Below are 24,619 nucleotides of genomic sequence, written 5' to 3' on the forward strand. Positions count from 1 at the left end.
TACAAAAAAGCCTGCTTAACAAGTTCAGACTTTTTTGTCGGATATACATTCAAAAATACTGGCCCCAATTAATTGGATGATCTCTTTTCCTTTTTGATTAGTTGGTAATTGATCTGTTAAAACCGCAACATAGATAATTTCATCCTCGTACTCGATAATAGCACAATCGTGTTCGACCTTATCTAACTCTCCTGTTTTATTGGCAATCCTAATAGAGCGATTCTCTCCAAGATAATAGGGCAGTTTATCAAGAAGTTGCTGATTGCTTAGGATTCTCTTAGCACTTTGATTCTTATCGTTCTGAATAGCCTTTAAACACCGAATAATGTCTAGAGGGGAAGTATAGTTATCCAATTTTCTTTCTCTTGCTTGTTGATCCATCATTTTTCGTTGAAGAACTGTATTGGACATTCCAAGCTGTTGGCATCTGCTATTAATACTTTCCAGTCCAAGTCGTTCAATCAAATAGTTGGTTGCCATATTATCTGAAACAATAATCATCGAAGTAAGTAAATCACCGATTGATAAATAGCTTTGTGGGGAGATGTATTGAACGATACCCGCTCCTCCTGCTTTCCGAATATTATCAACTCTTATTAACTCGTCCAACTCTAAGGTTCCACTTAGGCTTTGCATAAATCCTTCTATCATAATTGGTAATTTAATTAGACTAGCACTTGGAAAGACATCCCTTTCGTTTAGAAAAAAAAATTGTCCCTTCCACTCAATAGCTATCCCTAAATGACCTTGTCCCCTATGCTCCTGTGCAATTTTGTTTATACTTTTGCTTAATCTCTCTATATCCATTCTGCTATCTCCTAATAAAGATGACATGCTACAAAATGACCATTTTCTCGTTGCTGCCAAGTTGGCTTATCATTGGCACAAATATCCATTGCATGAGGACAGCGCGTTCGAAAAACACAACCACTTGGTGGGTTTACCGGACTTGGTATCTCCCCTTTTAAGATGATTCGTTCCCTTTTGTCTTCTATATCAGGATCTGGAATCGGAATAGCAGAAAGGAGCGCCTGTGTATATGGATGAAGTGGATTCGAATACAACTCTTTACTATCTGTTAATTCTACTAAATTCCCTAAATACATGACGCCAATTCGATCACTAATTTGCTTTACCATCGATAAATCATGGGCTATAAATAGATAGGTTAATTGTTTTTCTCTTTGTAATCGTTTTAATAGATTTACTACTTGAGCTTGAACAGAAACATCTAATGCAGAAATCGGCTCGTCAGCAATAATAAATTCAGGCTCTAACGCCAAAGCTCTTGCTATGCCAATTCTTTGTCTTTGCCCCCCACTAAATTCATGTGGAAATCGATTACCATGTTCTCTATTTAGACCAACACTTTCCAATAACTCATCTATCCTTGCATTTTTTTCTTCCTTTGTATGATACACTCCATGAATTTCCAAAGGTTCTGCCAAAATCTCTCGCACAGTAGAACGAGGATTTAACGAAGCATAAGGGTCCTGAAAAATCATTTGCATTTTGCGACGAAACGAAAAAGTATCCTTTTCAGAAATGTTCTCCATATTGGTATCATTATACAGAATCTGTCCATTTGAAGCTTTATACAGTCCAATAATCGTCCTACCCAATGTCGATTTTCCACAGCCTGATTCACCAACAATGCCAAATGTTTCTCCTTTTTTAATTTGAAAGGAGACATTTGATACAGCTTGTAATGTCGTATTTTTTTCTAATTCAAAATATTTTGATAGATTATCTACCTTCAATAGAACTTGCTGTGCCATATCATTCTCTCCTTATTCCCAATATCTTCTTGCTATACATAATTCTTTTTCATAGTTTGTATTTTTTAAAGGAATAATTTCGATTGTTTTTCCTGTCTTAGGAGAATGAAGCAATTTATTTTCTCCATAATAGATACCTACATGGTGAATCTTTCCTTTCCCTTCCTCGTAAGCAAAAAATAATAAATCTCCTGGCTCTATTTCATCTAAAGGAACATTTTTCCCTGCCTCTGCCTGCTCACTTGCATCTCTTGGTATCACATAACCATTTGCTAAACACATGGAGTAACTGAAACCTGAGCAATCATAACCATAAGAACTCATGCCACCCCATAAATAATCAAGACCCAAAAATCGTTCTCCTTGCTTTACTATATCCTTCCCCGTTCCTTTACGGACATCTTGAGAGGAGGAATAACTGGATACATCCTCCGCTTTAATCCACCCTTCTCCAGTAGGTGTAGTCACTTGTACCCATTCCCCTTCTTGATTTTTTAGTGGAAGCCTCGTTTGGAAGGCTAATTGCAATACAGCATCTTTATTGACATCACATAAATCTGTTGTAGATGCTTCAATAACTGCAATCGGTCCACTTTGTAAAGAGTAAATCCCTTTTTCTACTAATTGTTTTTTCGGTATCCACCCCGGATAACCTAGCTGATTTTTTTTAGTCGCTTGATTGGGCAATGCAACAAACATCCAGTCCTCTTTTTCTGCCAAGACATATACCTCTTGGCCATACAATACTTGTGATTGTACTAAGTTCCCGGTACAAAGCTCCAGTCCTTTTTCATAATCAAGGCTATCTATCCAGTTCTTCATATCACATGGATTATCAATTGCCATACAATCAATTTCCCTTGCCGAGTCTTCACTTGTCCAAAGGGTAGCAACAGGAACATCCACTATTTTCACATCATATTTACTCATCCCACATTCTCCTTTTCTTGTCCAAGAATATGATTTATTCCTAAGCCAAATTGATCAGATAGAGTGATGCTTCTTCCGTTATATTGAATACCTCCACCCACTATATCCTCAGCCAACATCAGTGGTGCATCAAAATCATAACGAGTTATATTCTTTTTACTTGCTGCAAAATGTGCAGCTGCCGTAATTCCTAATTTCGTTTCAATCATACTTCCGACCATACATTCTACTCCAGAGACTTCAGCCAGATGGTTAATAATCTGAGCTCGGTAGATCCCTCCCGATTTCATTAATTTAATATTAATCAAATCAGCACTACGTGTTTTTAGCACCTCAAAGGCTTGATTCGGAGTAAATACAGCTTCATCAGCCATAATTAAAGTATCTACTGAATCGGTTACTTTCTTCAGTCCTTGTATATCCGCTGCTTTAACCGGCTGCTCAACTAATTCGATGTTTAGTCCTAAATCCTCCATTTTTCGTATTGCTGTTACTGCTTCTTTCGGGCTCCAGCCTTGATTAGCATCCAATCTTAATTTAATTTCCTTCCCTACTCTTCGTCTAATTTCTATCATTCTATTAATATCCGTTTGAATTTCATCTTTTCCAACTTTAATCTTTAATACAGTAAACCCTTGCTTAACATAGCTTGCTGCGTCTTCTCCCATTTCAATCGGATCATTAACACTTACTGTATAATCTGTTTCCAATGTATTATTATATCCGCCTAATAATTGATAAAGCGGCAGTTTACAATATTGAGAAAAACAATCATAAAGCGCCATATCAATTGCTGCTTTTGCACTTACATTTCCTACAAGTATTTGATGGATTCCTTGAAGTAATAATTCGAGTTGCAAAACACTTTTACTCAATAAATATGGTTTGAACACTTCATGAATAGACGCTTCAATGCTTTTCAGGCTGTCTCCAGTTATCACTAAAGTCGGTGGTGCTTCTCCCCAACCAACAATTCCGTTTTCACATGTAATTTTTACATATACAGAATCTGCAATAGTTACGGTTCGTAATGCAGTCTTAAAAGGCTTGATTAACGGAACTGCGATACGGAATGTTTCAATTCTTGTTATCTTCACTATGTACCATCCTTATTAAAAAAATTCTAGTTTTATGGTGTTAATTAATTATTGACTCGTTCTAAAACTTTCAATCTCCTTCTATCGTTATTCCACCCCACTATCAATCATTAATACTTTCTCATTCGTGTTTATTTCCGCATTCACACCTAGCGGGATTGACACTTGAGGAGAGCAATGTCCTATTTTAAATCCCTTCATCGCTGGTTTCCCAGCTTTTTGAATGTAGTGATCCATCACTTCTTCTAATGCAAGTGATTTATCTCTTTTAGAATGACATTGATGGAAGTCACCGATAACGATTCCGGCAGCATCGGTTAGCTTCCCAGCTTGCAGTAATTGATTAAGCATCCGATCTACAGAGCGCGGTTCTTCATTTATATCTTCTATCAATAAGATATTCGATTTTGTATTTATTTCAAAAGGAGTACCAATTGAACTTGTGATAAGGGAAAGATTTCCTCCTGTTATCCTTCCAGATGCCTTCCCTTCCACTAAAACCTCTAGCGGTGAGTATTCTTCGGTATATAGCATTTCCTTTGGTTCAAATAATTGTTGGAATAGGTCTTTCGATAAAGGATGACAGTCTTCCTTCCCAATATCAGAAGAAAGCATTGGACCATGAAAAGTAACCAATCCAGTGCTATTAGAGATAGCTGTATGCAAAAAAGTTATATCACTATAACCCCAAAATATTTTTGGATTTTGAGCAATTATTGAATAGTTAATCTTACTTGCCAACCTTGCTGTTCCATATCCTCCACATGCACAGATAATTCCTTTTACTTCTTTATCTAAAAATGCATTTTCTAAATCTATTAATCTAAATTCATCTTCTCCTGCTAAATAACCGTATTGGTCGTAAACATGTTGTCCAACTTTAACTTTTAAACCTAATTCCTCTTCCAGATAGCTAATACCTTTCCTTAAAAAGTTGGGCGATGGCGGACTTGCTGGGGCGATAACTGCAACAGTATCTCCTTTTTTTAAACGTTCCGGCTTTATCACTTTTTTAATCCCTTTCTCGTTTCGTTTTTTGAATGCTTTAAGGAAAAAAGGGATGCCTTCCGTTCATCCCTTCTCCCTTCCATTTATTTTTTATCTGCCCATTTTAACTCAAGATATCCAACTGGATGACGAACAATTCCCGTCACACTATCATTTTGTAAATACACATAGTTATAGAAATGAATTGGGAAAATTGGTGCCTCATCAAGCAATAACTTTTCTGCTTTATACATTAATTCATAACGTGTTGCTTCATCAGATTCACTCTTGGCATCTTTAATTAATTGATCATATTCAGCATTTGACCAACCCGTTCTATTCATTGCTAAACCTGTTTGGAAGTTTTCCAAAAAGTTAATTGGATCACCATAGTCTGCTAGGAAGGAACTTCTGGATAATTGCAGCTTCAATGCTGTTTGTTCTTGAGTAAAGACACTTGATTCCATATTTGCAAGCTTTACATCTACCCCAAGATTATCCTTAAACATTGCTTGTAGAGCTTCCGCTATTGCCTTATGTGTATCATTTGTGCTATAGGTGAGCGTCACTTCTGGTAATGTTTTATAGCCTTCTTCCTTCATTCCTTGTTCAAGTAATTTCTTTGCTTCTTCTACATCTGTTTTTATTAAATCTCCACTCGTTTCACGAAAATCATTTCCGTTATTGTCCAAGTATCCATAAGAAACAAAACCATATGCAGGTTTCTCCTGATTTTTTGTTACATAATCGACAATTTGCTGTTGATCAACTGCTAAAGCAAAGGCTTTACGGATATTTTTATTTGTGAAAGGCTCTTTTGTTACATTAAATCGATAGAAGTATGTTCCTGCCTGGTCTTCTACTTTTACTTTTCCTTCATTAAATAATTGCTCACTTAATTCTGCTGGAACATCAGAAGTATCCAATTCTCCATTTTGGAACATTTGATATTCAGTATTAGAATCATCTACCATTGCCCAATGTATTTTATTAAGTTTAACCGTATCAGCATCCCAATACGTTTCGTTTTTCTCCATTTCAAAATAGCTGTCATGCTCCCATTTTGTTAATTTAAACGGACCATTTCCTACAAATGAATCTGCCTCTGAAAACCATTCTGGATTCTCCGTTGCTACCTTTTCATTAATCGGGAAAAAGGCAGGATTGGTGATGACATTTAAGAAATAGGCCTGTGGGCTTGTTAACGTAACCTCAAACGTCTTTTCATCAATCGCTTTAACTTTTACATCATCCGCTGAGCCCTCTCCGTTTGCATATGCTTCTCCTCCCTCAATGAAATAACCAAGAAAGGCAGCTGGCGATTTCGTATCTGGATTTAACAATCGCTTCCATGCAAATTCAAAATCCCCAGCAGTAACCGGATCTCCATTAGACCAATTTGCATTCTCCCTTAAGTGGAAAGTATATACTTTCCCATCTTCTGATACATCCCAATTTTCAGCAATGGCAGCTTGAGGCTCATGGTTGTTATCCAATCGGGTTAAGCCCTCCATTAAATTATTTAAAGCTGTCCAGGAAACACTATCAAAACCAATCGGCGGATCGAAAGAACTAGGCTCTTGTCCATTATTTAAATATAATATCTTTTCTTTCGTCTCCCCAGATGACTCTTCCTTCCCTGCATCACTATTTGCTGTACATGCAGCAAGAGAAAAAATTACAACCATAGCCAAAAAACTTATCCATATCTTTTTCATCGTATTCCCCCCACATCGTTTTCATCTAGCAATCTATAAAATGACTTTTCCTTAAAGTCAAAAAATAGCATAAACTTACACTGCTAAAAAACAGTTTCTTTTTACATCATTAGATTGTGTGCAATATGTGTTTTGCTCGCTCATCCTGGAGCCAGCAGTTGATTTGATGGTGATCGTTCAAATTACTTTCTAATGGATACACCCGCTTGCAAACTTCCATAGCATAGGGGCATCTAGCAGTAAAAGAACATCCTTCTGGCGGTGAAAATAAGTCTGGTGGTGTTCCGTCTATCGGTACTAGTTCTCCTTCTTGGTCCAATCTAGGTACAGAGTTTAATAGACCTCTTGTATAAGGATGCTGGGGAGAATAGAAAATGTCTCGTCTATTACCCATCTCCACTATTTTTCCAGCATACATAACTGCCACACGGTCAGCTACTTGTGCAACTACGCCTAAATCATGTGTAATTAAAATGATCGATACATCTCTTTTTTGCTGAATCTCTCTAAATAGGTCCAAAATCTGCGCTTGAATGGTTACATCTAAAGCAGTTGTCGGCTCATCTGCAATCAAAATCTCTGGCTCGCAAATCAATGCCATCGCGATAACAATTCTCTGTCTCATCCCTCCACTAAATTGATGAGGATATTGTTTTAATCGCATTTCTGGATTAGGGATTCCAACTAATTCAAGCATTTCAATAGCTTTACTCTTTGCTTCCACTTTTGAGATTTGCTTATGCTGCTTAATCCCTTCCATAATCTGATCACCAATTGTTAACGTAGGATTTAAGGCAGTCATTGGATCTTGAAAGATCATGGAGATAGAAGAACCTCGAATTCCTCTCATTTCTTCCTCTCTTAACTTTGTTAAATCTTTCCCTTTATATAAAATAGAACCGTCCTTGATTTTTCCCGGCGGACTGGGGATTAATCGCATAATCGTTTGGGAAGTTACACTTTTTCCACAACCAGATTCGCCGACAATTGCTAATGTTTCCCCTTTTTTTAATGAAAAATTCACTCCTCTGACAGCTTGTACCTCTCCTCCATATGAAGCGAAAGAAACATGTAAATTATTAACTTCTAACAGACTCCCCATTATTTCCCACCCCTTAACTTTGGATCTAATGCATCCTGGAGTCCATCACCCAACACATTAAAAGCAAACATCGTAAGTGAAATAAATAATGTTGGGAAAAATAGTCTCCACCAATGACCTGTTAAAATAGCAGATAGTCCTTCATCTGCCATTACCCCCCAACTTGTTAAAGGAGCTTGAATACCAAGCCCTAAAAAGCTTAAGAATGCTTCCGCAAATATAGCGGAAGGAACGGTTAAAGTCATCTGAACAATAATTGGCCCCATAGTATTGGGAAGTAAGTTTTTTCTAATTATTCTGTAAGTTTTTGCTCCAAACGTTTTCGATGCTAAGATAAACTCATAGTTTTTTATTTGCAGAACTTGCCCTCTTACGATACGCGCCATCCCAACCCATCCTGTAATAGATAGTGCGATAATAATGGAACCTAATCCTGGCCCCATCACTACAGACATTAAAATAACAATTAATAGATAAGGTAGTCCATATAATACTTCTACTATTCTCATCAAGATATGATCTACCCTGCCACCCTTGTACCCCGATAGACCTCCATAAGCTACCCCTATCAAAAAATCAATGACAGCAGCAGCAATCCCAACAAATATCGATATTCTTGCTCCATACCAAGTTCTAGAAAACACATCTCTGCCTAAACTATCTGTCCCAAACCAATATTCAGAAGATGGTGGCTGATTTTGATTAATTAGTTTTTGCTCTGAGATCGAATGGGGAGAAAGAATCGGTCCTATAATAGCCATGATAATTAGTAGAATTAAGAAAATTAATGCTCCCAACGCTAATTTATTCTTCCCAAGATTTCGCCATGCTTCCCGCCAATAGGATAGACTTGGTCGAACAACCGCTTCTGCTTCTCCTTTCTTTTTCTCTATTGGCACAAACCATTCGTCAAGAGCAATATCTTCCTTCTCTTCGTACAATGTTTCCTGAGGTAAACCCATTGCTATCCCTCCTTCTTCTGAAGTTTTATTCGAGGATCCAATATGCCATATGCTAAATCAACGAGGAATAGCATGATAATCAAAATGGTACTGTAAAAAATAGTAGTTCCCATAATGACAGGGTAATCACGGTTATTGATACTATCTACAAAGTATTTTCCCATACCAGGTATCGCAAATATTTTTTCAATCACGAATGTTCCTGTTAAAATACTAGCTGCTAAAGCACCTAATAATGTCACAACTGGCAAAAGAGCATTGCGCAGTGCGTGTTTTACAATGATTTTGAATGGAGATAGCCCCTTCGCCTTTGCCGTTTTTATATAATCCTGTGTTAACACCTCTAGCATGCTTGTTCTTGTTAATCGCGCAATAATGGCAGTTGGACTTGTCGCAAGTGCAATCGTCGGTAAAATCATATGCTTCCAGCTTGACCAAGTTGCTGTCGGGAGTATCTTCCAATTTACAGCAAACTGTTGAATAAGCATGGTTGCTAAAACAAAGTTAGGAATGGATATGCCTATTACTGCTATTGTCATCGCTATATAGTCAATGACCCCGTTATGTTTAAGGGAAGCAATTACTCCAAGTGTTATCCCCGAAATGACAGCAACTACTAAGGCAACCATACCGAGCTCAAAGGAAACAGGAAATCCTCTTCCAATCATTTCATTCACTGTTTGAGATGATTTTTTTATCGAAATGCCAAAATCAAAGGTAGCGATTTGTTTTAAATACATTCCATATTGGACAATTAGAGGTTTATCTAGATGATATTGCTCCTCTAAGTTTTTCTGAATAGCCTCATTTGTCGTTCTTTCATCATTAAATGGAGAACCTGGTGTGAAATGCATTAAGAAGAAAGTAATCGTAATAATAACCCATAGAGTTACGAGCATCGAGACAAACCGCTTTATATAATAAGATTTCATCACTCCTCACCACCTAACAAAATGTTGTTCTCATCGCAAGTTCAGTCATAACTAGCATGGCTTGATAAGCTTCTAAAATGCTTTTTGCTTGAAACCGAACTATTGTAGTACCTGGTTCTATTTCGGTTCCTGGCATTAGATGGGCCCATTCAGCTTGTCCATAATTAGCAAACTCAATTCGGAGTAAAGGACTTGTTGGTGGTACTAGCGGCTTTATTAAATGTTTTCTTTCTAGTGCTTCCTTTGTCTTTTCCTTCAATAATTCTCCTGCCTGAGCCGGTGTTAAGCTCAAAGCTGCTGATCTTGAAATACTATTTTTCACAATTGCTGTTGTTACATTGGGAATAAGCTTCTCTGCTTCTTTTGCAGCTTGATCATCCCCTGCAACAAGAAGAATGGGGACTCCATAATACCCTGCGACATAGGCATTAAACCCTAATTCGCCAACTACCACATCATCTATGTACATATTACGAACTCCAAAGATCATGCTATGTGTCATAACACCAGGAACGGAAGCTCGTGCATGATAGCCAACAAAGATTGCCCCATCATATGTAGCATCAAGGCCCTGTACCATTGAGTACGGCTTGACATCTCCTGTTATTATCTTTGTTTTCGGATGAAATCTTTCTACCAATAAATTATTCATTTTACTATGACTATCATTCACAACTACTTCTTCTACGTCCTGGTCAAACAAGCTTGTTACAACATAGTTCGCCTCATCCGTCATTAGAATCCGGCTTCTTTCGTAATTTAACTTAGTTGAATCAACCTGTGTGTGATCAATTAATCCTGTTATTCCTTCCATATCAACGGACATATAAATTTTCCCCAATAGAAAAACCTCCCCTATTTTCTTATTAGCCCTCTTTATTCGTACAAAATAAAAAATCCAGCCAATAGAGAAATAAAGTCTCTATCAACTGGATTTCCTCTGCGTATAACAGAAAAAGCAGTTTTATACCAATTCATTTAATAGTTGTTTATATTTAATATGGGCATTCTTAAAAGCAACCATAACTGCCTTTTGAGAAGATCCAAAATAACGACTTTCTACTTCCTTTAAGACAGTGTCTGTATCTAACATCGATTTTCCAACAACGATAGACTTAATAAAGGAAGAGGTAATATTAATAGTTGAAGAACATTCAGCATCCACAATTGTATGCGAAACTCTATCCACAACCAATGCGATAAAAAAACCATTGTATTGCTGCATAATTGCATTATTAGAGGATGTTTTACTTTCTCCAATAATATAAACGGTATTAGCATGATACATGTGATACTCCTCCTACAAACATCTGGATATTGCATGAGATATCTATGAGAAAATCATAAACATTCGAAGCAATGCATATGTCTTAAGAAAAGCGCGGTTGCCTTGATTGGCAAAAGACTACTAACATACTTTTCTTCCTATCATTTCACAAAATAGTTAGAATCTTTTCTGACTATAAAAGATAGATTTAGATTATATAAAAAATTGTAATACACCACCCTTTTTTACGCAATAGATTTTTAAGTATTTTCTAAATATTTTAACAAATAACGTAAGAAAAGATGACATAAGTAGTAATTTTATATTAAACACACGTCCTACAAGTAGAAATATGTGCCCTAAACCCTCTATTATCCGTATTTTCCTGCAATTATCTCAGAAGATAATTTAATATATTCTCCATCCATTGCGACACAAACAGTATTTCTCCCTTCTTTTTTGGAAGCATATAGTGCTTCATCTGCTTCCTTAATCAAAAGGGGAAGTGCTGTACAATTTTCCTTTAACGCAACACCAAAGCTTGCAGTAATATTAATCACTATATCATCATAATGGAAGGGAGTTTCTGCAATTAATCTTCTCAACTTACTAGAAATGGTACTGGCTGCTTCTGCTTCTTTCCCAAATAAAAAGAGAATAAACTCTTCTCCACCGTATCTGCCGAATACGCCACTTTCTGGTATAACATTTCTACTTAAAGATGCAACATGCTTCAGCCCTTCATCTCCTCCAAAATGACCATATGTATCATTTATTTTCTTAAAATGGTCAATATCAAACAAAACAACAGCCATCTTTTCATGTGAGGCAAACATCTTTTCAGCTATAGATAGAACATACGCCCGATTATATATTTGCGTTAATCCATCCGTGTATGCCAGTTTCGTTAAATTCATCTGTTCCATTTTTTGCTCGGTAATATTAGTAAAAATAATAGTAGTGCCAACAATCGTCGACTCCCCTCTTTTTATTGGGGATATCTTTGCTTGATAATATTCTTTTATAGAATTATTACTCATCTCTACTTCCAGTATTATTGATTCTGTATGGACATTTTTCAATAAGGGAAGGATTTGATTATCCACTCCTAATACAGCTGCTATATGCTCCCCTATATTTACATGTGAAAATATAGTAAAGGCTGCCTTATTAAAATCTTTAATATGGTAGGTTTGATCTAATACTAGAACAGCATCTCCCATACTTTCAAATACATAGTCCTTTTCGATGGGCGGGACCACTAAAAACTTTGTGGATATGATGGAGTATAGATAAAGAGAACTAGAAAATAGCATGGCAACTGGAACAGGATCAAGACCACCAGGAGTAATTCCTATTAAATACGAAAAAGCAGCAGCAATCGGAACAAAGACTCCTATTAACAGAATGATTACTTGTTTAGTTTGTCTAGATTTATCTCTAAACCAATAGATTGCTAGTAATACAAAAGCAATCGCAAGCGTACCGAATGTATATGCTCCATGTATTAAATACCATTGCCCTATTGTGATTTGCATAATAGGAGTTGCATTGCGATATTCTAAATAGACAGATTGGTAGAATAAATGGTGAAAATCATTTGTCGCAAGTAGCAAAAAGGATATCGCCGGTATTAGATAATAGAAAAAATATGTTTTTTTATTTATATGCTTGTCATAGCCAATATACTGCAAAACAAGAATTAAAGTAGCAGGCGCTGAAAAAGGCATGCCTAAATACTGAATAGCTGTCCAGAACTTCATTCCCTCTATCGTTGTACTAGCAAGACTTAATGCATATCCAAATGCATAAATAGCAATAAAACACGAAAACCATAAAAAGGTCCTCATGCCTTCAAACGCATGTCTATTCATATAGGCAATAATTGCTAATATGACATGCAATGCACCAGACATTGTTATTAAAACAATATATATCATTACTAATTGATCCATTAAGTTTGCTCCTGTATTCCAATCATCTGTCTCATCTTCATTTTGGTCCCTCAATTCTTTATATTCTTTCATTCTATTATAATTCTTGTTAAAAGTTGATACTAGCTAAGAACGAAAAAAACCTCTATTTTGCTATAAATGACAGTAAAATAACCACCAGATTTATAGGTTGCACAGAAAAAAGCAGAACCTTTCCATTGTAAAGCGGCTCTGCCTTTTTTGACTATTCTATTGAATTTAATAATTTCACGGCTGTTTCTTCCCCATTTGCCATACATGCGGCAATCCCTACCCCGAAGTATGAACATCCTGCAAGATACACATTTGGATATAAGTCAGCTAAGGTTTGAGTAAGTACTTCTACCGCTTGCTTATGATCTAAAGAATAAACCGGCATCGCATTTTCCCACTTTGTCACTTCATAGCTTTTTGGATTCGATGTAATTCCTAAACTCTTCTCAATATCCTTCTTTGCCTCTTTTATCAGCTCTTCTTCTGTCAGACTATTTAATCGCGCAAAGGCCGGATTCGTTTTTTTATAAAAAAGCCGCAATAATAGCTGATTATTCTTTGAAGTATGTTTCCACTTTCTGCTTGTCCACGTACATGCATTACAAACAATATCACTATCTTCTGCAACAATAAATCCCGTTCCGTCTTTAGGCAGCTCTTCATCTGATATGTCATAGGATAAATACAGGGTAATATTCGATGAATTCTTTAATTTGCCGAATATCGGGTTCAACTCTTCCTTGTTTAAAATTCTTTGCGTTATATCTTGAGGTGTCGATAACACTACAGTATCCACTATTTGCTGTTCCCCATTTGATAACTTAATTTCATATTGATCATCTATTTTTTTCATGCCTGTAACTGCAATTCCCTTTAAAATCGTTACATCTGTTAGTACTTCTTCCAATCGATTAATAATAGTAGATAACCCTTTTTTAAATGAGATAAATTTCTTATTCGCAGCAGACTGAAATGTGTCTTTATTCTTTCCAAGGCCACGGATAATGCTCCCATACTTTTCTTTATAATCCAATAGATAAGGCAAGGTAGATCCCATTGTTAACGAATAAATATTACCTGAATATACACCAGCAAGAACTGGTGCAATCTGTTTTTCCACAATTTCTTTTCCGAGATAATACTTTAAAAACTCACCAATAGACGATTCTTTCGTAAAGCATATATTTGTTCGAAAAAGATCCTTTAAAGCCTCTATCTTCCCTCGCGTAGATAGAAGCTCACTTGTAAAAAGTGCTTCTAACGTCATCGGAATGCCGAATATAGAATCCTTAGGAATTTCTAACAACTTATTTTGAGTATGAATATAGGATGTTCCTGTTGCATTAAAAACAAGTTCCTCTTCTAAGTTCAGTTCCTTTACAAAGGGGAGAACATTTTTATTCCGCGCGACAATAGAATCCGCTCCAGTTTCCATAATAAAATCATCTTTTTTTACGGTATGAATTTTCCCACCAAGATATTCATTTGATTCTACTAGCACTAAACGGAGCCCTAAGTTTCTTTCCCTGTTTTGTTTTTGTAAATAATACATGGCAGTTAACCCCGTTATTCCACCACCAACGACTAAAACTGTTTTCACAATTCCTACACCTCATTTACTAATGACAATATCTAAAAACTTGTTTTCTCTACGATTTCTTAGCTGTTTTTATTATAAAACAGGTTTACCATTTTCTTTCTATTTATCAACATATTTTTTGTGTCTATTTGTTCACAATTTAGCAGAAATTTAACCGCATATGGTAGTAAAATCCATTGTATAATAATGTTAACCACAGAATGTAAGCGCTTGTCGAAAGAATCACTATTCTTTTTTTACAACGCAACAATTATAACGTATTCCTGATGAATGACAAAAAATTTGATCGGTGGTGTCTATTTATATGGCTAACAGTCGACTATCTGTTGCTATCCATATCCTATCTTTAATTGCCTCGAAACCTTATGAACAAATAACCTCTGATTCTATTGCAGAAAGTGTTAATACAAACCCTGTAGTGATAAGAAGAATGTGTGGTCTTTTGAAAAAAGCTGGAATATTAACGAGTAGAGCAGGAATTTCAGGGGCTATTCTATTAAAATCTCCTGCTGACATCTCTCTTTTGGACATTTATTTAGCTGTTCAATCAAAAAGTGAATGGTTTGCGCTACACGATCACCCAAATCACGATTGTCCAATCGGCTGTAAAATTTATCCTACACTAGAGAAGACTTTTTCTACTATCCAGAAATCAATGGAAAAGGAATTAACACAAATTACCTTGCTGGATGTAATGGAAGAAATGGATTTATACAGTAAGATATAACATCAATTGAATATTTTAAAATAGAACACAAAGAAGAGGCTGGGACATAAGTATTTCAACTAAAAATAAACACGAACTTTTATATACTTAATATACATAAAAATTCGTGTTTATCAGTTGAGAAAAAGGTTTAAAAACGAAGTGAAATGGAGCGGAGGACGCTCGACTCCTGCGGGAAATAGAGACGCTTTAGACCCCACAGCGCATGTGAGGAGGCTCAGCTTCCTCCCCGGCGCATCGTGCGTCTGTAGCGCAATGGAACGACTTAGTTTTTACGCATAATTTTATTTGAAAACATAGATAACCATCATGAGGAAGTAGCTTTATTTAAGACTACATTAGAAATTATTCGTCTTTAAAGATTAGTTATTTTGTTTTGACCCAGACTCTCTCTATCTTTATTTATATGAATAATTTCTTGGAAAATCGTCTCCCAATCTTTTGTCTTAGCAATTTGCTTTCTTCTTTTTTCCCACTCTTGATTTCTAGCTATGTTCATCATCTTGTCACATGCTTGAATATATGTATCCACTTCCAGCCCACCCTGCAGAAGTTCATAAACACCTTCTTCTACATATTCCTTTGTTGAGGGGAGGTTCATCCCTATCACTGGCTTTCCAGCAGCAAGAAACTCAAACAGCTTTAATGGAAAAATAGCTTTATTGTATTGGGTATCCTTATATGGCATTATCCCAATGTCTAATGTATGCATATATTCCGAAACCTGCTCTCTCGGTACACTTCCAGCCCAATGAACATTTGACTCCTCCAATAATTGCATAAATTCTTGGCTAGAATTAGTGCCATCAGGTCCCACCAATAATATCCGCCAATCCTTCCTTCTTTGTGCTATTTGCTGAATAAGATTAAAATCAAGCTTTGGCTTGATTCCTCCAATATACCCAATCGTTAGTTGCTCTTTATCTATTAGAGGAACATTTTTCGCCTGTTTTTGAAAAAGCCCATATTCCACACCATTTTCAAACGTGTAAATTTTGTTGTGATAGACAGGCATTCGGTTGATTAATTCCTCTTTTAAAAAACTAGAAGTACAAGTAATATAACTCGCTTTCTCTACAATTCTTTGTTCACTTTTCAAAATGACTCTTTGTTTTAAATAGGCAAGAATAGAAAATTTTCCACTTAACTGTTCTGCCCATAGATCACTACAATCATAAACGATCTGATCCCAATCATATATCTTATAGAGGGTCGGCAATGCTGGGTAAGTATACCATAATTTCACCAAGTACCGCCCTTTCTTCTCTGCTAAATAGTTGCTCAAGCTGCGAAGCTTCTTTTGATAAAAACAGGGAATAAATCGAGCGAATCGTTGTATTTTATGATTTCCCAAATCACCAATTATCCATTGATAAATGCCATTTTCTAATTTCGTTACTTCCGGCATTTGCTTTTGCCCTGGACAAAGCCAAATTACTTCCTCTGTATCTTGCTGTTTTTGTAGGAACTCTGCAAATCGATGTCTACGGTATGTTAAATGATCTAGATTCCAAATACCAGTCGCCACAATAACATGGATTGTTCTCATTTTAATATCTCCTTACCTTTTACAGTCTTTTCCGGATAGCATTATAGGCATAATGAGAAAAATACCAAGACGACTGCAAGAAATTCAACTGCTCTATTTGGCGATACACATGCCAATTATTTTTTGCTGCCTTCCATTTGTTTTTGGAGATAGATTCATTTCTCACCCTGTATTCTGCTAGTATTTCATTTAAGCCAAACGCACGGAATCCTCTTTTTAAAATCATTAGCCAGGTTGCCAAGTCTTGCCGAGTACGGATATTAGGCATACGGAAATCTCCCACTTGGTCACGATCAATTAATACAGTAAGGCAACCGACAATTGTATTTTTTAGCATCGTTTGATAGTCAACTCGCTTAGGAGCACGAATATATTTATTTAAATACTCTCCTTTTTGATCAATCCACTCATAGGCAGTAAAGGTAAAAGCATATTTGTTATCCATCATATAAGCTAACTGTGCTTCAAGCTTGTCTTTTTTCCATCTATCATCACTGTCTAAAAAAGCGATGTATCTTCCACGGGCATGAGCTAGTGCTATGTTTCTGGCAACAGCAGCTCCTTCATTCACCGTCTGGTAAAAAATACGAATGCGTCCATCTCCCTTTTCCCATTCCTTTAATAAATCGACCGTTCCGTCCGTTGAATAATCATCAACAATTAATAGTTCCCAATCTTTGTATGTTTGTTCTATGACAGATTCGATGCTATAAGATATATATTCTTTACAATTATATGAAGGCATAATAATGGATACAGATGGAGCCATTCTACATTCACCTCTTTAAATCCGTTTCAGATTTTATAAACACCGGATAGATTATCCATAAACAACTGAGCATGATTCCAATCATAACTCCTAAAAGCGCCCGATCTTGTTGAGAAACTACTCTGTTATCTGCCTTAATTGCCATAACATCCTTCACTAGCATCGCTGGCTGAAGTGTTAACTGTTTCGTTTTTAGCTCGTATAAAAATCGCTCTTGATCTACTACCAAGTCTTCTGAAACGGTCTTGTCCTGAACCTGATTAATGCTTTCTGAGATAATTTCATCCTTTTCTTTGTAATATCGCTGATCCATTTCTAAAAAAGCTGTTACTAATTCTGATAATGAATCCAATGCTTCTCGTTCATTTATTGCAGTCAAAGCAAAGCTTATTTTTGTCGGTGCATCGGTAGAAATACGGAGTTGCTCTCTATCAATCTCAACATCTGGTAAATATTCTTTAAAAGTCGTTTCATTTCTTAATAAGGACGCGATTACTTCACTATTGTTCAAATACTCATTTTCATAATTTCCAAGTAAAATCGTTGCCTCTGCTTTTACATCCGTAATTTCTTTCCCTGCTGGTGCAAACCATCCAATTGCTCCGAGAAGGAGGTTTAATACTAATAAGGTCAAAATGTATCTTTTCAATCTGGCTGTAAAAAGTGATAAACCGAACTTCACGAACGAACTCTCCCTTTCCGCTATGAAAGTTAAGATTCTAGCTTTTTATTTTTATAAACAGATAATGTAGATAAAATAAATCCTAGAAACACCCAATGGAAATATAAATTCATCACTGAACTTGGACTAATACTAGAAATGAGGAAAGAGACCATTCCAATCATGGATGCTTCTAACAGCATTTTATCCGTACTGCTGTTAGTCCTTTGATAGATTCGATAGAACCCTATAAATGCATAGATCCACACAAATAAATAACCAAGTAGAATAACTAAACCAAAATTCCCTGCAATTTCTGCAAACCAATTATGCACTTGATAGACATTTCCAGTTGGAAAGTAGCTTTCATGCTCCAAATAATAAGGGATATTCCCCGCCCCGATACCAAATCCATATGAATCTAGTAAATAATAGAAGGTGTTCCTTAAAAGATTGATTCTTGCCAGGTTTGATGGCAGCACTTCATCGAATCCATATTCTCCTGCTGAGTCCATAAGTAAATGAACTTTGGCAATCCCTCTGTTTGCAAACAAGAGACTCCCTAATACAAATAATCCAAAAAGAGTTAGCAGCATTAACTTTTTCCACCTTTTCGGTATCAATAAGAATAGATAGACTAACCCTCCTCCTACTACCGCAAGCATGGCAGCACGTGATTCCGTTAAATATAGAAGCATAAGGACCATTACACTTAGAAGAAATGTTGATCCTTTCAGCATGGTTCTTTTAGCATTTTTTGCTACAGCTAAGAAAAAGAAAAAGGAAATTCCCAGATAAACAGCAAAATCATTCTGGTTAAAAAAAACAGCTGTAGGGTAGGTTAGTTTATGAACAGAAGCTCCATACAGCCCTGAACTTGGCAATTGAATTGCGAAAAAATAATTCACAAAGCCTATTCCAACTAATACAACAGTCATTCCAAGCCAGCCCGCCAAAAAGAACTTCAATTGCAGTCTTGTTTTAAATGTCATACTTGCTAAATAAACGAATGCTATCCCCATCATCAATAAGGACAGATATTTAATGGATGCCATAATCGAGAGGGACCAAAGAACAGATAAAATTCCATAAAGTAACCACCCACCAAAAAATAACCATATATAGGACAGACCACTACGATTAAAGTCCACCGTCAGCCTTTTATTGTATAAAGCAGTGCACACGTACATAATAATTGCCAATAATAGCAATATTCTGTACAAAAAAAGAGAAAAGGCACCAACATTTACACTAATGACGGACTGGTTAAGAAAGGTAGAGAGCAGCAAGGCATACATAACCTTTCGGAATAATTGGTCAAGTGTCATGACTGATTTTAAATAAACGCCTAATTGTATAGAAATCCATATGCTTACAATAGGAAGTATCCAGGTTAATTTATACATCGTTGTCACATATAAAACGGTAAGACAACCGATAAATAAGACTGTAAATCCTATTGTTTTGCTTCCTGTACGATTATTTCCCAAACTTCTACAATCCTTCCTCCCTATTCTACGCTTACTTTTGTAAAACTTTTTTTGATGAGAAAAGGGTTTCTCTCAATCCATTTTCTAAATTGGTTCGAGGCATCCATTCCAATTGTGCAATTGTCTCCTCATTACAAAGAATGCTATGTAAAATATCTCCAGCTCTTTCTGCTTTATATATTGGATTAAAGGAAAAACCGCTAATTTTCCCCATCTTTTCCCAAAGCTGATTGATAGAAATTCGATTATTTGAGGAAATATTTAAACAAACATTTTCTTGTTGCTTTAATGCCTGTACATTTGCATATGCTACATCTTTTACAAAGATAAAGTCTCGAGTCTGTTCTCCAGAACCGTAAATGATCGGCGCTTCATTTTCAAGAATACGATCAGCAAAAATAGAAATAACTCCGCCTTCTCCTTTGCCATCCTGCCTTGGTCCAAAAACATTGCTATATCTTAGAATCCCATAGGATAAGCCATAAAATTTATGTGCTAGCTTTAGATATTTTTCGACAGTTAATTTAGTCAATCCGTAAGGTGATTCTGGTAAGGTTGGATGATCTATCGTAACAGGAAGCGCCATAGGGTTTCCGTATACAGCTGCAGAGGAAGCAAATAATATTTTCTCCACAGAGGCACGAATAGCTGCTTGAATCACATGCAAAGATCCTTTTACATTTACATTTTCATCATGCAATATATCATGAACCGATTCTGCCACACTTACTTGGGCAGCCTGGTGAATAATAAAGGAAGGATGTAAGTCGACAATAACATCGATTACTCTTGGATCGGTTATATCAAAGGGACAAATTTTAACAGGCAAATCTTTAATATGATCAAACTTCCCTGATGAAAAATTATCGATAACGACTACTTCATATCCTTCTTCTAATAGAGCTTCTACAATATGTGATCCAATAAAACCTGCTCCACCTGTAACTAGAACCTTGGTCATTTTGCTTCCTCCCAAATGTGATTTATTTCATAAGTAGAATTTGTCGACTTATTTGTTAATCCTTCATATTTCTCTATTAGTTTTTTAGCATTATCAACTACAGAGTAATTTGCATGGACGTGCCTGGATAATTCTTCTATTACCTCTTCATAGAAAATCGGATTAGCCATTAACTCTTTTACTCTTGTTACGATATCTTGTACCGATTTAGGTTGGATTAATAGATTAGAATATTTACCAAATAAATCTGGTATCCCACCTACATTCGTACAAATAATTGGGATTTTTAAAGCCATCGCCTCTATTACAACGGTTGGCACCCCCTCCGAATAGGACGGTAAAATAAAAATATCGCTTGCAAGTATATATTCTCGCACTTTATCATTAGGAATTTGTCCCACTAAAAACAATCGTTCATTGTACATTTCCTGCCTTTGTAGCCTTTCCTTTTCCGGTCCATCACCCACATAAACAACTACATATTCTGCTGGAAGAAAAGGCAATGCGTTTGCTAATTCAAAAATCCCCTTTTCTTTCACCAGGCGTCCAATATACAGAATGATTTTTTTACTCTTCGGTAATGTTAACTCTCCTTTACGCTTTGCTTTCCATATCGAGGCGTCCGTTATCTTGAATGTCGTTAAATCAATCCCTATTGGCAACGGGGTACATTCCCTACCTGTTTTTCGCTCTGCTGCTATCGCAAGGTGCTTCCCTACGGCGATTACTTCATCTGCAGATTTAACCGTTTTTTGAAAAATCCGTTCTGCACTTCGACTGAAAGAAGGATAAATATGAACATCACTCCCATGCAGTGTTAAAAGCCATGGCTTCTGACATTCAGCAGCAATTATTCTGGCAGCACCTCCAGAGGGCATTGCAAAGTGAGCATGGATAAAATCGAAATGGAGATTTTCCTTCTTCAAGGTGTTAAGAATGCTTCTTGCAATTCGTTTGTCCGGCTGAAACCAACGAAGTTGACCCGGAGTTGCTCTATACACTGGTCTGTATACCTTCACACCATTCCGCTTTTCTAAATAGGGGAGATTCTTTTTTCGATACTTTTTCTTCCATACTCTAATAATGGATGTATTTAAGGGAATAGGATTAATAACCGTTACTTCTACTCCTAAAGAAGTTAGTGCTCTTACCTGTGTTTCATGAAACACCCCAATTCCAGGGTTCTCCTCACTTGGGTAAACACTGGTTATCCACAATACCTTCATGATACGTAACCCTCTTTCTATAGGTTTATCTGCGATTATTGATACTCTCCTCTAAGCTCTAGCTTTTTTGTTACAAGGAATAACAAGAAGTAGCTTATCCCACTTATCAACACAGACCATATTAGCGTCCAAACCAAATTATTGTGGAGCGAAATCATTTGATTTTTCAATACAAATGCGATCACACTACTTACTCCTGCAAGAATAAATGGCAACAGCAACACTTTGATATATCTTTTTAGTTGAAGGCCAATCATTCTAGTTAATAAAATTCTTCCACCTATAAAATTCAGTATGCTTACAGCTACATATGTCCATGCCACCATTTCCAGCTGCTCACTTTGAACTGCTGCTAGCAGTGCTAAACTGTAGCAAACTAATACTCCTGAATCCCAATAAAATGAAATATTCGCCTTTCCCTTGGCTAAAATGATGCTGCCATTTGGGTTCATAAGGACTCTTAGGATCCCGACAATAATCATAATTTGCAAAATTGGAATGGCTTCTCCCCATTGCTCACCAAAAAATAGAGGAATAACTATATCTGCAACAGAATAAAGCCCGAGTAGCAGCGGAAAAGAAACAAGCGCCAATAATTTGGTCATGTACAGATAACCAGTTTCTAATGCCTGATTATTATTTTTATCTTTTGAAAACACTGGAAATGCAACTCTTGTTATAATTGGATTTAATTTAAGAACAGGAATGGTCACTATTTGATAGACTAAGCTATATATTCCTAATGCCTCCATTCCAATAAATCTCCCAATTAAAATCATATCTACATTGCTACCTAGACGATTTACGAGACGAGATAAAAGCTGATATATCCCAAAAGAAAAGAATTCTTTACAGTCTTTCATATCTAAAACAAAGCTTGGTTTCCACTTTGGAAGATAACAAATAAAAAAAAGAACTCCTTTCAAGGAATAGAGACAAATCTGCGATATTACATACGCATTTATTGGGTCTTCTTTCGTGAAAACAATCAAACCAATTAAGAGCCCAAAGCTTAAAATAGTTGCTATCGTCTCTATTTTTCCTAATAGCTGAAAGGATAAGTCGCGCTGCATTAGATACTGGGATTGCTGGCCGATTGGAGCAATCAAGAAAACAATAGATAACAGGCGTATTTTTCCCTCTAGCTCGTTTGTTTGAAAGTAATCTGCAATAATAGGACTAGCAGCCTGCATAACAATACAGATTAAAATCCCCAAAAGAATATTGATCCAAAATAAAGTGGACAACTGTCTATTTGTTGCATGATGCTTTTGAATAACAGCTGCCCCTAGTCCCAGTTCGACAAAAATCTGTGCAAAAATAATGATGGTTGTCAACATGCCTATCATGCCAAATTCCCTTGCACTCATTGCATTACCTAGTATTACAAACTGCCCCATCTGTAATAGAGTAATGACTAACGTCGCTATACTAGTCCATTTTGCTCCACTGTTAATTTTGCTTTTAATGGAGTCCAATTACCTAGCACCTTCTCCTGTTAAGACAACCTTTATTGTTTTTAACAAAATGATCATCTCTAAAGTAAACGTCACATTATTAATATATTGAAGATCGTACTTGAGCTTTTCCTCTGGCGAAATATCATATCCGCCATTCACTTGTGCAAGACCTGTCAACCCAGGTTTCACAAGAAGCCTATTGGAAAACCCATCAATCTCTTCACTAAATTTCGCTGTAAAAGACGGTCTTTCTGGTCTTGGTCCAATTATGGACATATCGCCTTTTAATACAGAAAATAGTTGGGGTAATTCATCAATTCGCGTTTTTCTTATAAAGGTCCCGACTTTTGTAATTCTTGGATCATTTACTTCCGCCCATTTTTCGCCATCTTTTTCTGCATCATTTCTCATCGAGCGCAATTTAATTAAACGAAAGCATTTCCCATTCTTTCCGACCCTTTTTTGAATATAGAAGGGTGAACCTGGGGAATCTACTCGAATAAGAATAGCAAACAATAGGATGAATGGGAGTGAAATCACAATACCTATACTTGCTATAAAGAGATCCATCATTCTTTTAAAAAATGGATAAGAGGAAACTTTTTTTGATGATGTAAGTTTATTTGCTTGTACAATTGATATCTCTTTTAAAATATGGATACTCCTGTTAGCCTGCATTTTTTTCACCTCAAAGTTTTATCTTTCTGGGCTATTTACAAATTTAGTATATGGTTCTTTTGTTAATAAATCGTTGAATCTATTTTAAAGAATGGTAAATGATTGTAAATTTCCAGTTATTTTTCGATATACATGGATGATTTTTATGGAATGAGGTGGTGATCCATTAATGGAATTTGACTGTATGTTTTGTTTGGTAGTCTTTTGCAGAGGAAGCTAATTCTGTCTGTTACGGTCCCTTGCTGTTTTTCTTGTTTACGGGCTCAGAGAACGCTTCTCTGTTACCTTCTCTTCCTGTTTTTCTTGCTTATGGGCTCAGAGAACGCTTCTCTGTTACCTTCTCTTCCTGTTTTTCTTGTTAATGGGCTCAGAGAACGCTTCTCTGTTACCTTTTCTTCCTGTTTTTCTTGTTAATGGGCTCAGAGAACGGCTCTCTGTTACCTTTTCTTCCTGTTTTTCTTGTTAATGGGCTCAGAGAACGGCTCTCTGTTACCTTTTCTTCCTGTTTTTCTTGTTACCAGACTCAGAGAGCGCTTCTCTGTTACCTTTTCTTCCTGTTTTTCTTGTTACCAGACTCAGAGAGCGCTTCTCTGTTACCTTCTTCTCCTGTTTTTCTGGCTCCCGGGCTTAGATAAAGCTTCTCTATTACCGTCTCCTCCTATTTTTCTCACTCCCCGGGCTCAGAAGTCCCACTCTGTCCCTTTCCAAAAATAAAATAGGACTGCCCATCAACCGACATCGGTTGACAGACAATCCTT

22 protein-coding genes are annotated in these 24,619 nt (G+C 36.4%); 1 reads left to right on the forward strand and 21 read right to left on the reverse strand.

Annotated features, from left to right (window positions below; genetic code table 11):
- Positions 1-24: 24 nt before the first annotated feature.
- The 13 genes from QQZ16_RS19785 to QQZ16_RS19845 form a co-directional block, all read right to left on the reverse strand.
- Positions 25-807, reverse strand: coding sequence for a serine hydrolase (locus QQZ16_RS19785; RefSeq protein WP_235248441.1), 783 nt, complete (start codon positions 805-807; stop codon positions 25-27).
- 11 nt (positions 808-818) lie between these two features.
- Entirely contained in the window at positions 819-1,778 is a 960-nt protein-coding gene (locus QQZ16_RS19790; protein ID WP_031534985.1) for an ABC transporter ATP-binding protein, read from the reverse strand.
- Positions 1,779-1,790: 12 nt separating this feature from the next.
- Complete coding sequence (locus tag QQZ16_RS19795; protein WP_109767895.1) at positions 1,791-2,708, reverse strand: C40 family peptidase; 918 nt, start codon at positions 2,706-2,708, stop codon at positions 1,791-1,793.
- Complete coding sequence (locus QQZ16_RS19800) at positions 2,705-3,805, reverse strand: mandelate racemase/muconate lactonizing enzyme family protein (RefSeq protein ID WP_284561700.1); 1,101 nt, start codon at positions 3,803-3,805, stop codon at positions 2,705-2,707. Before QQZ16_RS19800 ends, QQZ16_RS19795 begins: the two co-directional genes overlap by 4 nt.
- Before the next feature lie 87 nt (positions 3,806-3,892).
- On the reverse strand, positions 3,893-4,822 hold the full coding sequence (locus QQZ16_RS19805; RefSeq protein ID WP_446715468.1) for a S66 peptidase family protein: 930 nt from the start codon (positions 4,820-4,822) through the stop codon (positions 3,893-3,895).
- A gap of 74 nt (positions 4,823-4,896) precedes the next feature.
- Positions 4,897-6,510 (reverse strand): peptide ABC transporter substrate-binding protein, encoded by a 1,614-nt coding sequence (locus QQZ16_RS19810; RefSeq protein ID WP_284561702.1) that lies wholly within the window; start codon positions 6,508-6,510, stop codon positions 4,897-4,899.
- Positions 6,511-6,619: 109 nt separating this feature from the next.
- Positions 6,620-7,612 (reverse strand): ABC transporter ATP-binding protein, encoded by a 993-nt coding sequence (locus QQZ16_RS19815; RefSeq protein ID WP_284561703.1) that lies wholly within the window; start codon positions 7,610-7,612, stop codon positions 6,620-6,622.
- Positions 7,612-8,574: an ABC transporter permease gene (locus QQZ16_RS19820; RefSeq protein ID WP_284561704.1), complete on the reverse strand. Its 963-nt coding sequence runs from the start codon at positions 8,572-8,574 to the stop codon at positions 7,612-7,614. The genes QQZ16_RS19815 and QQZ16_RS19820 overlap by 1 nt, the downstream gene beginning before the upstream one ends.
- Before the next feature lie 2 nt (positions 8,575-8,576).
- Positions 8,577-9,506, reverse strand: coding sequence for an ABC transporter permease (locus QQZ16_RS19825; RefSeq protein ID WP_031534998.1), 930 nt, complete (start codon positions 9,504-9,506; stop codon positions 8,577-8,579).
- Between the two features lie 13 nt (positions 9,507-9,519).
- The gene (locus QQZ16_RS19830) at positions 9,520-10,332 is read right to left on the reverse strand and encodes a M55 family metallopeptidase (RefSeq protein WP_284561717.1); all 813 of its coding nucleotides are present in this window, start codon (positions 10,330-10,332) and stop codon (positions 9,520-9,522) included.
- A gap of 138 nt (positions 10,333-10,470) precedes the next feature.
- Positions 10,471-10,794 (reverse strand): DUF3870 domain-containing protein, encoded by a 324-nt coding sequence (locus QQZ16_RS19835; RefSeq protein ID WP_284561705.1) that lies wholly within the window; start codon positions 10,792-10,794, stop codon positions 10,471-10,473.
- A gap of 350 nt (positions 10,795-11,144) precedes the next feature.
- Positions 11,145-12,800 carry a histidine kinase N-terminal 7TM domain-containing diguanylate cyclase gene (locus tag QQZ16_RS19840; RefSeq protein WP_284561706.1) on the reverse strand — a complete coding sequence of 552 codons (1,656 nt, stop codon included), beginning with the start codon at positions 12,798-12,800 and terminating at the stop codon, positions 11,145-11,147.
- 151 nt (positions 12,801-12,951) lie between these two features.
- Positions 12,952-14,340 carry a protoporphyrinogen oxidase gene (locus QQZ16_RS19845; protein WP_284561707.1) on the reverse strand — a complete coding sequence of 463 codons (1,389 nt, stop codon included), beginning with the start codon at positions 14,338-14,340 and terminating at the stop codon, positions 12,952-12,954.
- A 304-nt stretch (positions 14,341-14,644) separates the two neighbouring features.
- Here QQZ16_RS19845 and QQZ16_RS19850 point away from each other — a divergent pair, with 304 nt between their 5' ends.
- Positions 14,645-15,067: an Rrf2 family transcriptional regulator gene (locus tag QQZ16_RS19850; RefSeq protein ID WP_284561708.1), complete on the forward strand. Its 423-nt coding sequence runs from the start codon at positions 14,645-14,647 to the stop codon at positions 15,065-15,067.
- 355 nt (positions 15,068-15,422) lie between these two features.
- Here QQZ16_RS19850 and tuaH read toward each other — a convergent pair whose 3' ends face one another.
- Genes tuaH through QQZ16_RS19890 form a run of 8 tightly spaced genes read right to left on the reverse strand, consistent with a single transcriptional unit; the run spans position 15,423 to position 23,861 of the window.
- Positions 15,423-16,616, reverse strand: a complete 1,194-nt coding sequence (gene tuaH / locus QQZ16_RS19855; RefSeq protein ID WP_048718169.1) for a teichuronic acid biosynthesis protein TuaH — start codon at positions 16,614-16,616, stop codon at positions 15,423-15,425.
- A gap of 19 nt (positions 16,617-16,635) precedes the next feature.
- Positions 16,636-17,385: a teichuronic acid biosynthesis protein TuaG gene (gene tuaG / locus QQZ16_RS19860; RefSeq protein WP_284561709.1), complete on the reverse strand. Its 750-nt coding sequence runs from the start codon at positions 17,383-17,385 to the stop codon at positions 16,636-16,638.
- Between the two features lie 7 nt (positions 17,386-17,392).
- Positions 17,393-18,067, reverse strand: a complete 675-nt coding sequence (locus QQZ16_RS19865; protein WP_284561710.1) for a hypothetical protein — start codon at positions 18,065-18,067, stop codon at positions 17,393-17,395.
- Between the two features lie 29 nt (positions 18,068-18,096).
- Positions 18,097-19,536 (reverse strand): O-antigen ligase family protein, encoded by a 1,440-nt coding sequence (locus tag QQZ16_RS19870; RefSeq protein WP_284561711.1) that lies wholly within the window; start codon positions 19,534-19,536, stop codon positions 18,097-18,099.
- Positions 19,537-19,567: 31 nt separating this feature from the next.
- Complete coding sequence (locus QQZ16_RS19875) at positions 19,568-20,497, reverse strand: NAD-dependent epimerase/dehydratase family protein (protein ID WP_284561712.1); 930 nt, start codon at positions 20,495-20,497, stop codon at positions 19,568-19,570.
- Positions 20,494-21,723 carry a teichuronic acid biosynthesis protein TuaC gene (gene tuaC / locus QQZ16_RS19880; RefSeq protein ID WP_284561713.1) on the reverse strand — a complete coding sequence of 410 codons (1,230 nt, stop codon included), beginning with the start codon at positions 21,721-21,723 and terminating at the stop codon, positions 20,494-20,496. Before tuaC ends, QQZ16_RS19875 begins: the two co-directional genes overlap by 4 nt.
- 35 nt (positions 21,724-21,758) lie before the next feature.
- A complete protein-coding gene (tuaB, locus tag QQZ16_RS19885) occupies positions 21,759-23,201 on the reverse strand; it encodes a teichuronic acid biosynthesis protein TuaB (RefSeq protein ID WP_284561714.1) in 1,443 nt (480 codons plus the stop codon).
- Positions 23,202-23,861 carry a sugar transferase gene (locus QQZ16_RS19890; protein WP_031535024.1) on the reverse strand — a complete coding sequence of 220 codons (660 nt, stop codon included), beginning with the start codon at positions 23,859-23,861 and terminating at the stop codon, positions 23,202-23,204.
- Positions 23,862-24,619: the final 758 nt, after the last annotated feature.

Origin of the sequence: Bacillus sp. T2.9-1 (assembly GCF_950097965.1) — a bacterium.
Classification (GTDB): domain Bacteria; phylum Bacillota; class Bacilli; order Bacillales; family Cytobacillaceae; genus Niallia; species Niallia hominis.